Genomic DNA, 14792 nt, shown 5'->3' on the forward strand with positions numbered 1-14792 from the left:
CATGACTGTCACACAGAATGAACCCGTTACTTCGGCGCTGCCGGCTACCACCGTTGAGCATGTCCTGACGCTCGACTGCCCGGAGACCCGGGGAATCGTGCATGCCGTCTCCGGCTTCCTCCTGGAACACGGCTGCGACATCATCGAGAACAAGCAATTCGACTCCCAGCTGGATCGCCACTTCTTCATGCGGGTCCACTTCGCATCGGAAGGCGACGAGTCGACGATCGACTCGCTGCGGGAAGCCTTCGCGCCCGTTGCCGAGAAGTTCGGCATGCGCTGGGAACTGCAACGCCAAGGGGCCAAGCGGCGGGTGCTGATCATGGTTTCGAAGTTCGAGCATTGCCTTAATGACCTTCTGTTCCGGGCCCGGACCGGGGAACTGCCCGTCGAGATTGTCGGGGTAGTCTCCAACCATCCGGACCACAGGCGTACGGTCGAGTGGCACGGCATCCCCTTCTTCCATGTGCCCGTTACGGCGGACACCAAGGCGGCGGCCGAGGGACAACTCCTGGACCTCATCGACCGTCTGGACGTCGAACTGGTGGTCCTGGCCCGCTACATGCAGGTCCTCAGCGACGATCTCGCGCGGAAGCTGGACGGACGTGCCATCAACATCCACCATTCGTTCCTGCCCAGCTTCAAAGGTGCCAAGCCGTACCACCAGGCCTACGCGCGAGGCGTCAAGACCGTGGGTGCCACCGCGCACTACGTCAACGGCGAGTTGGACGAGGGGCCGATCATCGCCCAGCAAGTGGTGGAAGTGGACCACACTTTTGGTCCGGATGACCTGGTGGCGGCAGGTCGCGATACCGAGTGCAAAGCACTCAGTAACGCCGTTCGCTGGCATTGCGAAGGCCGGGTGATCCTGCAGGGAAACAGGACGGTGGTGCTGAAGTAAGGCGTGGCGGCCCGACCCGTTGCGGGCCGGGCCTTCCTCGCATATGGTTGCACTTGCCGGTCAGCCGGCAAAACATTGGGGGGCGAGGTACTCGCCATTTTGAAAGGCGCGTACATTCGTGGTCCGTCGACAAGGCGGCATAATAGCCGCTTGCTTTTTTGCCGTCACAGCAGTCGCAGGAGCAGCTGTCCCTGCCCATGCCGTTGATCCAGTCATCACCATCGATCCAACGCCTGCGTGGGCGCAGATCTATGCCAATAACCCGCCGGTGCAGATTCCGTCGTCGGCGACGAGCCTTGACATGAAACTCCCGCCGGACGTTTCCGCTGTGCTCGGCAAGAGCGTGAACAGCACACTCCAGTACCGGGTGTACAACACTGAGGACAACACGGCAACGCCGCTTCTTTCCGGCACCGCCGTGGCCGATTCCTCAACCCTCCACGTGTCTATCCCGATCCCGCAGGGCTTGGCGGGCCTGACACCGGGGTCCATGCAGTATTGTCATGACGCCACGGGGAACTGTGCCAACACCTCGGTCCCGGCCCAGGCCTATTCCGGGTTTGTCGTAGCGGTCCTGGGGACGCCCATCGCGCCGGGAAACGGCGAGATTTTCGTCCAGAGCGGCCTGACGGCCGGAGGGCCGGCAGGGTCATCGACCGTTTCGATGGACCTTGGCCTCCCGCAGGCCCTGCCGCTGACCTTCTTCATCCAGAAGGACTCCACCACCTCGCTGGCTTCCTATACGGACAAGCTGATTTTCCGCAGCGTGCCGGGGTATTTCACCTCGGGCCCGGACAAGACCTGGACGAACGCCTTCCCTTACGGGTACTTCTGGAAGTCAGGCTCTCCCGGAACCAGTATTAATGCCCAGGTGAACTACAGCGCCGACGGAAGCAAGGCGATCGCGACGGTGCCTACTGGCTCCATTCCCCAGGTGTGTTCCACGCACCCGGAATATTTCGTCATGGGCGTCGCAGATGGCGCGATCGATGCTGCGCGGTACGCCCTGGCCCGGGTTGCTTTGGGGTCTCCGCAATGCACCCAGCGTTTCTCCGACGCCCCCCTCAACAGCGGGTTCTACCGCGAGATCCAGTGGCTCGCGAGCCAAGGCATCACCACGGGCTACGGCGACGGAAGCTACGGGGCGACCCTCGCCGTTCACCGGGACGCCATGGCGGCCTTCCTCTACCGTCAGGCCGGCTCGCCTTTCTGGACTCCGCCCGCAAACTCGCCATTCGTGGACATGACACCCAATTCACCCTTCTACAAGGAAGTGACCTGGCTGGCGAACTACGGCATCACCACAGGGTGGGTGGACTCCAAAAACGGCCAACGAAGCTTCCACCCTGGTGACAACATCAGCCGGGATGCCATGGCGGCCTTCCTCTACCGGTTCAGCGGAGCGCCCAGCTGGAATGCCCCGGCGACGTCGCCGTTCAGTGACATCACCCCCCTCTCGTCCTTCTACAAGGAGATCACCTGGCTCGCCGCGGCCAAGGTCAGCACAGGTTACGGCGACGGCACGTTCCGGCCGTTGAGTGCGGTCAACCGTGATGCCATGGCCGCGTTCCTTTACCGCTGGCAGACAGCGTGGTACCTGGGAACCCAGTAGGAGTAAGCGGACTAGAGCCGGGCCAGGCGGGTTGCCAAGTGAAGGGCGGCCAGCCGGCCGGTTCCCCGCGGGTCGCCGCCGCACAGCTCGAAAATCCGTTGGAGCCGGTGGTGCATCGATTGCCTTTCCAGGTGCAGTTCACGTGCGGCCTGGGCCGTGTTGCATCCCGTATCCAGCCATACCGCCAGGGTCCGAACCAGCTCCGAACGCCGCTGCTCGTCGTGCTCGACGACGGCGCCGAGCTGCCGCCGCACGAATCCCTCGCGGGTTGCCGCGTCGAGGCTTCCTTCCGCCAAACGCTCGACCGCGAAGTCCTCGGCGTCGACAACGCCGTTCGCGGCTCCGGATCCCGGGCCGGTTCCCGCGACCGGGATGAGCTCAAGCGTCCGGCGCGCCTCTGCCAGCGACCAGGATGCCTCGCCGATTCCCTGCGCCAGCGGACCCACCGCGATGATCGAGCCGTCGGGGACCTCCAAGGCCTCAAGCGCGTGGAGCAGCGCGATGCGCGCGGCCACGGCCGTGGCGTGGGGGAGTGCGGCCAGGGCGATCAATTCGGCATTGTCCGCATAGCTCGCGCTTTGCGGAACCGCGTGCTGCAGGATGGCGTCGAGCTGGGTCCGAAGCTGACCCGCCGCTGAGGAACGCACCACGACGGCGGCTGCCGAGCCGCTGGCCGGAAACCCCGAGGCCGGCCCCAGCTGCTGCAGTCGCCATGACTGGGTTCCCGAACTGATGGCCCGCATGAGCTCGATGCCGGCAAGTTCCCTGAGTCCGGGCGGCATCCGTTGCAGCAGGGCCAAGCCGAGGATGTCGACGCAGCGTTCGCCCGCTACCCGCGCGAGGTTGGCGTCGCCGTCGTCGGGCACTTCCAACTCCAGGCGGGCGGCCAGCACGCCGCGGACGGGCACATCGACAGTGGTGACGATCCCGGATTCGGGCTGCGCGGCCGCCGTCGCGCTTCCCAAAGTGATGCCCGACGGCGAGACGAGCCTCGCGCCGGCACCTGTCCGGCCGGCCAGCACGGCGAGGAGCTGATCCAGTCCGCCTCCGTGTGCCAGTTCCGCCGCCATGGCATGGCTCGTTTCATCGCCGAACTGCAATTGCGCGACCGATTCGCTGACCAGCAGCGAGTTGATGGCTTGCATGATCCCGACGAACGGGGCCACCTTGCACAACTCGATGATGGGCAGCCCGGTCGCCTGGCCGGCGTCGAGCATTGAGTCCGGAATAGCGGGCAGCTCGGGACCCGTCTCGATGGCCAGAGCGGCGATGCCGCGGGCGGCGAGTTGGCGGACATAGTCCACGCGACGCTCGTCCGAGGCAGTGGCGAGGGCCTGCCCGCCGCTCAGGAGCAGCTCCCCGCCCCGCAGCAGGGGAGCGATGTCCAGCACTTCGCTCGAATGGACCCAGCGGAGCTGCCGGGACAGGGCATCGGGCACATCCGTCCTCAGGACCGGTTCAGCCGCCTTCAGGCTCTCGTGTTCGAAGGCGTCGGCAAGAAGCAGGGACATGACACTCCGTAACTAATTTTCGGAATCTATCGTACACATCGTATCTTGTTGCTGTGATCTGGGGCACATACATTGAAGGAGTCCCTTTCCTACACGGAGGATCCCCCAATGCACGAGAACTTATCCACTGCGACGCCTGGGGCTGCAACGGCGCAGACCGACGTCGAGCAGAACCTGCAGTCCATCCCCGAATCAGCGCGTACCCGCAGCGTAGCGGGCCAATTCTGGATCTGGGCAGGCGCAAACCTTGCCCCGATCAACTGGGTCCTCGGGGCCCTCGGCGTCCAGCTTGGACTGGGCTTTGCCGACACCGTCACCGTCCTGGTGGTGGGAAACCTGATCGGCATGGCGCTCTTCGGTCTCTTTGTCCTCTTGGGGCAGCGGACCGGTGCCACCGGCATGGTCCTTGCCCGGGCAGTCTTCGGCCGCCGCGGCAACTACCTCCCGAGCGCCATCCAAGCCCTCCTGGGAATCGGTTGGTGCGCCGTCAACACCTGGATCATCCTGGACCTGGTGATGGCACTCCTCGGCAAGCTCGGCATGGTCGATCCGGAGCAGCCCAACGTGGGACCCAAGATCCTGGTGGCCTTCCTGATCATGTCCGCCCAGGTCACTATCGCCTGGTTCGGCTACAAAGCCATTGCGGCTTTCGAGAAGTGGACCGTCCCGCCCACCATCGTGGTGCTGATCGCCATGTCCGCCGTGGCGTGGTTCGGCATGAACATCGATTGGGGCTACGCAGGCCCTCCCGGTGCTGTCCTTGAAGGCGGCGCACGCATCGCGGCCATGACTACCGTGATGACAGTGATCGGCATCGGCTGGGGGATCACCTGGTTCACCTACGCGGCGGACTATTCACGCTTCGTCAGCAAGTCCGTCCCCAGGCACAAGGTCTACCTGGCCTCCGTCTTCGGCCAATTCCTGCCCGTGGTGTGGCTCGGCATCCTGGGCGCCAGCCTGGCAACGAAGAGCGGCACGGCCGATCCCGGCCACCTCATCGTCGACAACTTCGGCGTCCTGGCGATCCCGGTGCTCTTCTTGGTACTGCACGGTCCCATCGCGACGAACATCCTGAACATCTACACCTTTTCGGTGGCTGCCCAGGCACTGGACATCAAGGCCAAGCGCCGTTCCTTGAACGTCTTCGTCGGGCTCCTGGCCCTGGTCGGCGTCGTATTCTTCATCCTGCAGTCGGACTTTGCCTCGACCCTGAGCACCTGGCTCGGCGGGCTCGTGGCGTGGGTGGCCGCATGGGGAGGGATCATGCTGGTGCACTACTTCTGGGTGGACAAGCGCAGCCCCGTGGGTGTCGACCGGCTCTTCGACCCCGTGGGTACCCGGCGGCTCCCGGCATTCAACTGGGCCGGGATCACCGCGCTTCTGGTGGGCATCTTTGCCACGTGGCTGTTCATGTACGGCGTCTTGCCGATCATGCAGGGCCCGATCGCCACCGCCATGGGCGGGATCGACTTGTCCTGGCTGGCAGGCGGACTTGTCGCCGCGGCTGTCTACGGCGCTCTCGGCCCACGGGTTCATGCCCGGTACCTTCCGCTGCCATCCGAAGCCGCAGTTTCTCCCGCTGCCGCAGTGCCTTCCGCCGATGGGTCGGCGCAGCCCCTTGCGGAAGACGCCGTCGCCAATCTGGTCAACGACTGAAAGGACGCCCGATGACCACCAATGCTTTTCCTGACGGGGCACACCCGATCGCTTGGCCGGATAACTTCAAGGCCGCGGCATCGTTCACGTTCGATGTCGACGCCGAATCCTGCACCATAGCGCACGACCCCACGAGCACCCGGCGCATGTCCCTCATGAGCCACCAGTCCTACGGTCCGAGGGTCGCCGTTCCGCGACTCTTGAAGATCCTCGAGCGCCAAGAGATCCAGGGAACCTTTTTCATCCCGGGGTTCACTGCGGAAAGCTACCCGGACGTGGTGCGGCGGATCGTCGACGGCGGCCATGAAGTGGCCCACCACGGCTACCTTCACGAACCGATGCAGGGAATCGACGCCGCCACCGAGGCCAACTACCTGGACCGCGGGCTCGAAGCCCTCGCGAAGGTAGCCGGGGTCAGGCCGGTCGGCTACAGGGCGCCGTGGTGGGAACTGAACTGGCATTCGCCGGCGCTCCTCGCGGACCGTGGGTTCCTCTACGATTCAAGCCTGCTCGACGGCGATGCGCCCTACCGCATGGCGGTTGCCACGGACTCGGGTGACTCGCGGGACACTGATTCACGGGACATCGTGGAGATCCCGGTGGACTGGGCTTTGGACGATTGGGAACAGTACGCGTTCTACCCGGGAGTGACCGGAAGCGGAGTCATCGAGAGCCCGGCCAAGGTACTCGAAATGTGGACCCTGGAAGCCGAAGCCCACCACGCCCAAGGCAGTTGCTTCGTCCTGACCAACCACCCGTTCATCTCCGGTCGACCATCCAAAGCCGTTGCTTTGGAGCAGCTGATCGAACGGGTCAAGGCCATGGACGGGATGTGGGTGACCACTTTGGAACGGATCGCTGAACACACCAAGACCACCGTCAACGAGATCCACCGCCACGCCCGCATTGAGGTGCCCTCATACCCGGGCGCAGGAGCCAGCTTCAAGCCCGCGCGGCTGCTGGAAGCCATCCCGAGATAGCTCAGCTGTTGAGCATGCTCTGCCTTGGCCTCGAACAGTGGACATAACCTCTGGAGGCTGTTGAGCATGCTCCGCCTTTGCTTCGAACAGTGGACATAGCAGTTCCATGTCCACTGCTCGAGCTGAACAGGGGGCATGTCCCGCGAGGGGGCGGCTCTGAAGGGTGAGCATGTCGCCCGCGGCTCAGGTCCGGAGCAGGCTCAGCCTTGGGTGGGAGCATTGGACACCTGGAGCATGCGCAGCCGTGGCCACAAGCAGTGGGCATAATGCCGAGAGTCCGTTGGGCATGCGCAGCCTTGGCTTCGAGCAGTGGGCATAATGCCGAGAGTCCGTTGAGCATGCTCAGCGCTGGCCTCGAGCAGTGGACATAGTAGTGCTATGTCCACTGCTGAGGCTGAACAGGGGGCATGTCCCGCAAGGGTGGGCCGGGGTCACAAGTCCGTCCGGCACGGGGCGGTGTGGAGTTTGTAGAGTCCGTTCAGGTCTCCGGCCGCTAGGCCATCCGGGGCGCCGATCTCCGGGTACATGAGCTGGATTGGATCATCGACGTGGTCAAGCCCCACCACATGGCCCAGTTCGTGTTGGATCACCGCGGAGACGTAATGGGCGCCGCCGGGGACATCAAGTAGTTCCGTGATTTGCGGGGCGTCCAGGTCGAGGCTTCCCGTGACGTAGCTCTTGGGTCCCGTGCCGAAGCTGTACATGGTGCTGCCGCCGGTGCCGATGACGGATCCAGTCAACGCCGGAGCCGCCTCGGGAGTGGTCCAGGAAATCAGCAGGGGAGCCCAACGATCTCCGTAGAGCGCGGGCTGGTATGGCTTGCGCTTCTCGGAGGGGATTTCCTTGCTGGTGCCGTCGTCAACGAAAGTCAGGCCCGTGGCGGCAGCGATCTTGGCGATCGCGTCGGCGATGAGCCCCTCGGATCCCGCCGGGGCAAGGGCTGCGTTGACCACATAGTGCAATGGCCGGCACGGGGAGTAACCCGCGGGCGTGCCGTCGGCGTTGGTGGCCAGAAACTTGTAGGAACTGCTGGCCACGGCAGGTTTTGCAGGGGAGCCGAGCGGGTGCCCGGCTTCTTCCAGGCCAGGGGGCGGGGTATCCGGCGCCCGGGCGGCTTTTTGTGGCCCCTGCCCGGAGGCCGCCGGCCCGGGGCTGCTTGCCGTGGCCTGGACAGAAGGAGCCAGCTTGGGAAGGAGCCCTGTGAAGCCGGGATCGCCGCGAAGGAAGCCACTGACAAGCACGGCCACGGCAGCAACCGCCGCCACCACCATCAAGTTTCGGAACAGCGCCAGCGCGGTACTGGCGCGCTTGGGCCGCGGGCCGCCGTCGTACCCGTAGTTTGAATGCAAGTCTCCCCCAAATCCTTGATCCCGCCGCCCTGGCGGGCCGGCGCTGCTAACCGATGACAGCGCCGAAGACGAGGCCCAGCCCATACGTGGCCGCAGCCGCACCGAGTCCGATGGCGAGCTGCCGGAGACCACGGGTCAGCGGCGAGGTTCCGGACAGCAAGCCGACGACGGCGCCCGTCGACAGAAGCGCGATGCCCACCAGCGTACCGGCCACGGCAAGTGCCGAGAAGCCCGTCATGCCGAAGATGAACGGCAGGATGGGCACGATGGCGCCCGAAGCGAAGAAGCAGAAGCTCGAGATCGCGGCGCCCCATGCGGAGCCAACGGCCTCGTGCTCATTGACGGTTTCTTCCACTTCGGGGTGGAGCGAAAGGCTTGGATCGCAGTCGCAGCTGTAGAGGCCCATGCGCTCGGCGGCCCGGTGTTCGGCGGATTCGCGGGACATGCCCCTGGCTAGGTACACCAGCACCAGCTCATTGTGCTCGATGTCCAGGGCCGGGGCTGCGGTCAGCGTGGCCTGGGTGGGGCGGGTGGCCTTGAGGAGCTCGAGCTGGGAGCGGACAGAGACATACTCGCCCGCTCCCATGGACAGTGCGCCCGCCAGCAGTCCGGCGATGCCGCTGAACAGGACCACGGTTGCGGGAACTCCGGTGGCCGCCATGCCCATCACGAGGGAAAGGTTGCTGACCAGGCCATCGTTGGCGCCGAAGACGGCAGCGCGGAAGGTACCGGACAACCTGTTGCGGCCGCGGGTCGCCAGGCCGCGGACTACTTCTTCGTGGATCTGTTCGTCAGCCGCCATGGCGCGGGTTGCTGCCGGATCCTTCGCGTACGGCGAGCGTCCTTCAGCCCGTTGGGCGAGGGCCAGCACGAACACCGATCCGAAATTCCGGGCCAGGAAGCCGAGCATTTGGCTCCGAACGGAGGCCGCCTTCGGCATGCCGGCGTGTTGGCCGAGGAGCTTGAGCCAGTGTGCCTCATGGCGGCCCTCGGCCTCTGCGAGGGCCAAAAGGATATCGCGCTCCTCGCCGTCGCGTCGCTGAGCCAGTTGGCGGTACACGGCGGCTTCGGCACGTTCGTCGGCCAAGTACTGCCGCCAGCGCTTGATGTCCGACGACGACGGGGGAGTCTTGGGGGCTGCTGCGTCTTGGGAGGGACTGCTTGAGTCCTGCGGATTGTCTGGATGCGAGTTGTCTGAATGCGAGGGTTTTGTGCGGGGGTGCACCGGGACTCCTGGGTTGCTGGGGCGGGCTTCATCGCCTCATTGCAGCTCCACTTTATCGCCAATTTCCGCGGTTTTTCGGCTGGCAATCCTCACTGGACTTTTTAGGCGCGCCTCAAAAACCGGGAGGCTCGCCGGAGGCCTTGACCGCCGCAGGGGGCAGTGCTGGGATGGATGGACAGGGTCCACGAATTGGCGGGGTGGCGTTGGATCGGCTGCCTCACGTGCCTGTGCGATGGGCTCAGCGGCACGTCGAACGGAGGTTGCACCATGGACAGCACCGAGACCCACGCCCGCCACCCGGACCGTCCCACGGTCGAGGCCGATCCCGCCTATGACTACAGCGAAGACCTGGAGGTGGACGAGGACTGGGAGGAAGAATCCGAGGTCCTGGACGACGACGAACGGGTGGTCCCGCTCGACGCCGAGGAACACCGAGAGGCCGAAGAGATCGAATAGCGCCGACTCGCTGAACTTGGCCGCTAAAAAGCGCTTGCTAGAACGCGCTCAGGATGAAGTGCTTCTGCACGCCCGCACGGTGCCCGGTTGCCGCAACCGTGAGCGTAAGTTTCCGTGTGGCCGGGAACCAGCGGGCGGGCTGAACCGCTTTTGAGAGTGCTTCGGTGATGAGCCGCGGCTCATGATGCCAATAGCGTTCCAGGTTTCCGTCCACCACGAACGTGATGGAGCCTTGGGAGAGGTCGACGCCGGGAATCACCCGGACGAACTCGTCCACCCGACGGGGGCGGGGCAAGAAGAGGGCGCTGGACTGGATAGTGCGGTCGGCTGTGGCGGTGGCGCCGTTTTCGAAAGGCATGGCCTTCTCCTATGGAGTTGCTCTTGCCCGTTCGGTTGTCTCTGGTCCGAACCGGGCCGCTTCTTCATCCGAACCACCCGTGAACATGGGGTTGGCGTGTGGCAAGTCGGAGCTTGGCGCCACATCTCTTGAAGCTGTTCCTACTGTACATGCGACGGCGGCGCCGCACCTCTCGAAGGAGAAAGCGCGGCGCCGCCGTCGTACCTGGTTTTGTGAAACCTAGTGGGTGGCCACCGGGTGGGCCTCCAGCGGGAGTTCCTCCGCGGCCGTTCCGGCAACGCGGCGTTCCCAGGCTTCGCGGACGGCCGGCTCGGTGGGCGGCGTGAGGAGGGAGACCACGAAATAGACGGCGAACGAGGCGCCGAGGCCCCAGTAGATCGGATCGTTTGCGTAGACGCCGTCTTCGCTGGGGATGATTCCCGTGGCGTAGGCGATCAGCAAGGCAAGGGTCAGTACAGACCCGACTGCCATGGACCAGGCTGCGGCAATACCCGTGCCGCGCTTCCAGACCAAGCCGCCCAGGATGGCAACCAGCAGGCCACCTACCAGGATGTCGTAGGCGATGGTCAGGGCCACCACGACGTCTTGCGCCGCCATGGAGATCAACACTGCAACGATGCCCAGGCCAAGGACCCAGTAGCGGTTGGCCTTGACGTCATGCTCGGGATTTTCGGTGTCGTTGGTGTTGATCGTCTTGCCGAACCAGCTGGCCACGAACGGGACCACGTCGGCGCGGGCAACGGTGGCCGCGGCGATGAGGGCTCCGGACGCTGTGGACATCATGGCGGCGACTGCTGCGGCCATGACAAGGCCGCCGATGCCGATCGGCAGGATGTGCGTGGCTACCTCGGCGTAGACGACGTCCTTGCCAAGGGCCTTGACATCGATGTTCGGCAGGGCCACCCGGGCAGCCAGGCCGATCAGGGCGCCGGCCACGCCGTACAGGACGCAGTAGATGCCGGCGGTGGCGCCGCCCCATCGGGCCACCTTGGGGGTCTTGGCGGTGAAGACGCGCTGCCAGATGTCCTGGCCGATCAGCAGGCCAAGGGTGTAGACCACGAAGTACGTGATGATGGTCTGAGCCCCGATGCCGTCCAACTGGAAGAAGCTGGCGTCAACACGGGCACGGATGCCTTCGAAACCGCCTGCCGCGTTGAGGACGAACGGGAGCATGAGGAAGAAGATGCCCACGGTCTTGATGATGAACTGCACCTGGTCGGCGAGGGTGATGGACCACATGCCGCCGATGGTGGAGTAGACCAGGACGATGGCGCCGCCGACGGCGATGGCGAGCCAGCGCTCCCAGCCGAAGAGGACAACGAAGATGGTGGCGTAGGCGCCCGTGGACGTGGCGCACAGCATGAGGGTGTAGGCCAGCATGACGATGCCGGAGGTCTGCGTGGCACGCTGGCCGTAACGCAGGCTCAGCATCTGGGAAACCGTGTAGATCTTCAACCGCTGGATGGTGCCGGCGAACAGCAGGCTCAGGAGGAGGACACCCGAACCGATCGCGACCACCAGCCACATGCCGGAAACGCCGAACTTGTAGCCGAGGCCGACGCCGCCAACCGTCGATGCGCCACCGAGGACGACGGCGGCCATGGTACCGGTGTAGAGCATCGGACCGAGGCGGCGCCCTGCCACCAGGAAGTCGCTGTTGTTCTTGGTGCGCGACTTGCCCCACCAGCCGAAGGCCAGCATGGCGAGCAAATACACCACCACGATCGCAATATTGATGAACGAAGAGTCCACGGTTGGCTCCTGAAAGTGATGCGCAGAGCTCTGGGGGATTCCGACGCCGGTCCGCGGGGTTTCGTGCGGGGTTGCGGAAGGTCTCTGCGCTGGTGATTGGGGAGAGTAGTCTGTGATGTATGCCTCACAAACAACACTTGTTGCCTATGAGGATACGTAGTGATGCGAGTAACAGTCAAGATGCCGTCTCGCCCAGCGGACGCATCGGCACTCCTCCAGCTAGCCAAAGGCCCTGCCACGCCGGCGATCCGGCTACTATTGCTGCAATGACAGGGCCGCATAAACGGCCTGAAAGGTTCGTGAATGAAGGCTCTCCCCGTTGAACCGAGCAACGTCCCTGTTGCCATCGGTTCCAGAATCCGTGCCGCCCGCCAATCGCAGCGGCTCACCATCGAGCAGGTTGCCGACGCCACCGGCCTGACCAAAGGGTTCCTGAGCCGTGTGGAGCGTGACCTGACATCGCCGTCGGTCGCTTCCCTCGTGACGCTTTGCCAGGTTCTTTCGGTGTCCATCGGAGACCTTTTCGCCGCACCGGAGACGCATCTGACCCGGCGCGACGACGGACCACGGATTTCGCTCGGCGGCCAGGGCATCGTGGAGCGTCTCCTGACGGCGCGCTCCGAACGGCGATTGCAGATCCTGCAGGCCTCGATCGAGCCCCGGGGCCGGGGAGAGGCCGAGCTTTACGCCGTCGATTGCGATGTCGACGTCCTGCACGTCGTCAAGGGCCGCATCACCTTGATCCTCACCAACGAGGAGTACGAGCTCGAAGAGGGAGACACGCTGTCCTTCCCGGGCCGCGAACCCCACACCTGGGTCAACCCCACGGACGAGCCCGTTGAGGTGCTCTGGATCCTGGTGCCGGCAGCCAGCCGCTGACGCCGGCGGCTTGCGACACGAGGCTTTGCGATACGCGGCGTTGCGACACGCGGTGTGTAACACGCCTGAAACGTGACTGACTTCAGGATTTAACGCTAGGGCCTTGGGTGTTACGTGCCTGAAATGATCCGTGCCGAATGCTGAAACAGGGCGACTGTACCTTCGAGTCAAGGCAACTCGTCAAGGTCGGTATCCCGTGGGGTACCAGGACCTGTTCGTTTTAAAAATGGTCTCGCCGTGCGGGCGCCATGGAGCGCCGTATATGCAGGAAGGCTCCCGAAATGAACCCAGTATTCTTCAGCGTAGGGCTGGATGTGAACCCCCAGACCCTCGATCCCGGCGCAACAGCCTGGATGCTTGCAGCTTCCGCCCTCGTCCTTCTCATGACGCCAGGTTTGGCGTTCTTCTACGGCGGGCTCGTCAGGATGAAATCCGTCCTCAACATCATGATGATGAGCTTCGGCGCCATCGGCGTGGTCGCGGTGGTCTGGGCCCTGTGGGGCTACGGACTCGCGTTCGGCCCGGATACGATGGGCGGCTTCATCGGAGACCCCTTCGCGAACTTCGGACTCAGTGGCCTGGCCGGCGTTATCGGCGGAAAAGCCCCCGGGCTGCCGGACATGGTCTTCATAGGATTCCAAGCGACGTTCGCCATCATCACGGTCGCGCTGATCAGTGGCGCGGTGGCCGAACGTGTCAGGTTTGGACCATGGCTGCTGTTTGCCGGCCTGTGGGTCACCATCGTCTACGCGCCGATTGCCCACTGGGTGTGGGGTGGCGGCCTCTTCGGATCCACCGGGATCATCGGCAGCAAGATCTCGGCGCTCGACTTTGCCGGTGGCACGGTGGTCCACATGAATGCCGGCATGGCCGGGCTGATGCTTGCGGTGGTGCTCGGCAAACGGCTCGGATTCATGAAAGACCCCAACATCCGGCCGCACAACCTCCCCTTCGTGATGCTCGGGGCGGGCCTGCTGTGGTTCGGCTGGTTCGGATTCAACGCCGGTTCGGAACTGGCCGCCGATGGGATCGCCGCTCTCGCTTGGACGAACACCCTCCTGGCCACGAGCGCCGCGCTCCTCGGCTGGCTGCTCGTCGAAAGGCTCCGCGACGGCCACGCGACGTCCCTCGGTGCCGCATCCGGCGCCGTCGCGGGCTTGGTAGCAGTCACCCCGGCGTGTGGATTCGTGGATCCCATAGGCGCGATCGTCATCGGCATCATCGCCGGTGCCGTCTGCGCGCTGGCTATCGGGCTGAAGTTCAAGATCGGCCTGGACGACTCCTTGGACGTCGTCGCCGTCCACTTTGTCGGCGGCCTGTGGGGGACGCTGTCCCTCGGATTCTTCGCTGTACCTTCCGCGAAGACTGAAGGCGGGCTATTCTACGGCGGCGGATTGAGCCAATTCTGGCCCCAGATATTGACTGCACTCGTCGTCACCGCGTGGACGGCCATCATGACGACGCTCATCGGGCTGGCCATCCACAAGACAGTGGGCATGCGCGTCAAGGAACACGAAGAGCTGGCGGGCATCGACATCACGGAGCACGCGGAAACCGCCTACGAGCTGGCCATGGTCGGCGGATCCTTCAATCCCGGAGAGCCACAGAACGGCAAAACCCCGTTGGGTTCCAGCGGTGAACCAGAAGCCAATTCCAACGGGAAAACAGATCGGATGCGCAGCAAGGCGTCGACGTGAAACTGGTTACGGCCATCGTGAGGCCGGAGCGGATCGACGAGGTCCGGGAAGCCTTGGAACGCTTTGGAGTCAACGGGATGACCGTCAGCCAGGCGAACGGATATGGGCAACAACGGGGCTACACCGAGGTGTACCGGGGCGCGGAATACAATTCCGATCTCCTGCCCAAGATCCGGGTGGAGGTCCTGGCCACGGACGAGCTGGTGGACGGAATAGTGGAGGCCATCATCTCCGGCGCCAGTACAGGCCAGTTCGGGGACGGCAAGATCTGGACCGTCGAGGTTTCCCAGGCGGTGCGCGTCCGGACAGGGGAGCGCGGCGCCTCCGCGATCAGCTAGAAGGACCGTATTGGTGCCGTTCCACGCGTCGGTGGCCCCCACACCGGCGCGGCCCCCCCCCGGCCCGGGTGAGCCCAC

The 14792-nt window shown here is 64.6% G+C and carries 13 protein-coding genes and 1 riboswitch; of the genes, 8 read left to right on the forward strand and 5 right to left on the reverse strand.

Annotation, left to right across the window (positions count from 1 at the left end):
- The first annotated feature begins 1 nt into the window (after position 1).
- Both purU and KNN17_RS22520 read left to right on the forward strand, forming a co-directional pair.
- Positions 2-901, forward strand: coding sequence for a formyltetrahydrofolate deformylase (gene purU, locus KNN17_RS07940; protein ID WP_078106191.1), 900 nt, complete (start codon positions 2-4; stop codon positions 899-901).
- A gap of 118 nt (positions 902-1019) precedes the next feature.
- On the forward strand, positions 1020-2513 hold the full coding sequence (locus tag KNN17_RS22520) for an S-layer homology domain-containing protein (protein ID WP_241708230.1): 1494 nt from the start codon (positions 1020-1022) through the stop codon (positions 2511-2513).
- A gap of 11 nt (positions 2514-2524) precedes the next feature.
- Here the strand turns inward: KNN17_RS22520 and KNN17_RS07950 are convergent, their stop codons facing one another.
- The gene (locus KNN17_RS07950; RefSeq protein ID WP_241708231.1) at positions 2525-4024 is read right to left on the reverse strand and encodes a PucR family transcriptional regulator; all 1500 of its coding nucleotides are present in this window, start codon (positions 4022-4024) and stop codon (positions 2525-2527) included.
- A gap of 108 nt (positions 4025-4132) precedes the next feature.
- Between KNN17_RS07950 and KNN17_RS07955 the strand changes: the two genes are divergently transcribed.
- Positions 4133-5680 carry a purine-cytosine permease family protein gene (locus KNN17_RS07955; RefSeq protein WP_241708232.1) on the forward strand — a complete coding sequence of 516 codons (1548 nt, stop codon included), beginning with the start codon at positions 4133-4135 and terminating at the stop codon, positions 5678-5680.
- Positions 5681-5691: 11 nt separating this feature from the next.
- Entirely contained in the window at positions 5692-6660 is a 969-nt protein-coding gene (locus KNN17_RS07960) for a polysaccharide deacetylase family protein (RefSeq protein WP_241708233.1), read from the forward strand.
- 431 nt (positions 6661-7091) lie between these two features.
- Here KNN17_RS07960 and KNN17_RS07965 read toward each other — a convergent pair whose 3' ends face one another.
- Positions 7092-7952: a matrixin family metalloprotease gene (locus tag KNN17_RS07965; RefSeq protein ID WP_372489643.1), complete on the reverse strand. Its 861-nt coding sequence runs from the start codon at positions 7950-7952 to the stop codon at positions 7092-7094.
- Between the two features lie 103 nt (positions 7953-8055).
- Complete coding sequence (locus KNN17_RS07970) at positions 8056-9234, reverse strand: VIT1/CCC1 transporter family protein (protein WP_241708234.1); 1179 nt, start codon at positions 9232-9234, stop codon at positions 8056-8058.
- Positions 9235-9501: 267 nt separating this feature from the next.
- On the opposite strand from KNN17_RS07970, the gene KNN17_RS07975 reads away from it, so the two are divergent.
- Complete coding sequence (locus KNN17_RS07975) at positions 9502-9690, forward strand: hypothetical protein (RefSeq protein WP_078106185.1); 189 nt, start codon at positions 9502-9504, stop codon at positions 9688-9690.
- A gap of 37 nt (positions 9691-9727) precedes the next feature.
- Here the strand turns inward: KNN17_RS07975 and KNN17_RS07980 are convergent, their stop codons facing one another.
- Both KNN17_RS07980 and KNN17_RS07985 read right to left on the reverse strand, forming a co-directional pair.
- Positions 9728-10048 carry a hypothetical protein gene (locus tag KNN17_RS07980; protein ID WP_241708235.1) on the reverse strand — a complete coding sequence of 107 codons (321 nt, stop codon included), beginning with the start codon at positions 10046-10048 and terminating at the stop codon, positions 9728-9730.
- 14 nt (positions 10049-10062) lie between these two features.
- Positions 10063-10182: riboswitch (SAM riboswitch) on the reverse strand.
- Positions 10183-10267: 85 nt separating this feature from the next.
- Positions 10268-11800, reverse strand: a complete 1533-nt coding sequence (locus tag KNN17_RS07985) for a sodium:solute symporter (protein ID WP_241708236.1) — start codon at positions 11798-11800, stop codon at positions 10268-10270.
- 303 nt (positions 11801-12103) lie between these two features.
- Between KNN17_RS07985 and KNN17_RS07990 the strand changes: the two genes are divergently transcribed.
- The 3 genes from KNN17_RS07990 to KNN17_RS08000 all read left to right on the forward strand — a co-directional run bounded on the left by KNN17_RS07990 (position 12104) and on the right by KNN17_RS08000 (position 14714).
- Positions 12104-12679, forward strand: coding sequence for a helix-turn-helix domain-containing protein (locus tag KNN17_RS07990; protein ID WP_241708237.1), 576 nt, complete (start codon positions 12104-12106; stop codon positions 12677-12679).
- Between the two features lie 281 nt (positions 12680-12960).
- Positions 12961-14376 (forward strand): ammonium transporter, encoded by a 1416-nt coding sequence (locus tag KNN17_RS07995; protein WP_241708238.1) that lies wholly within the window; start codon positions 12961-12963, stop codon positions 14374-14376.
- Positions 14373-14714 (forward strand): P-II family nitrogen regulator, encoded by a 342-nt coding sequence (locus KNN17_RS08000; protein WP_078106169.1) that lies wholly within the window; start codon positions 14373-14375, stop codon positions 14712-14714. The genes KNN17_RS07995 and KNN17_RS08000 overlap by 4 nt, the downstream gene beginning before the upstream one ends.
- Positions 14715-14792 lie beyond the last annotated feature (78 nt).

The organism is Arthrobacter bambusae (assembly GCF_022606295.1).
GTDB lineage: Bacteria > Actinomycetota > Actinomycetes > Actinomycetales > Micrococcaceae > Arthrobacter > Arthrobacter bambusae_A.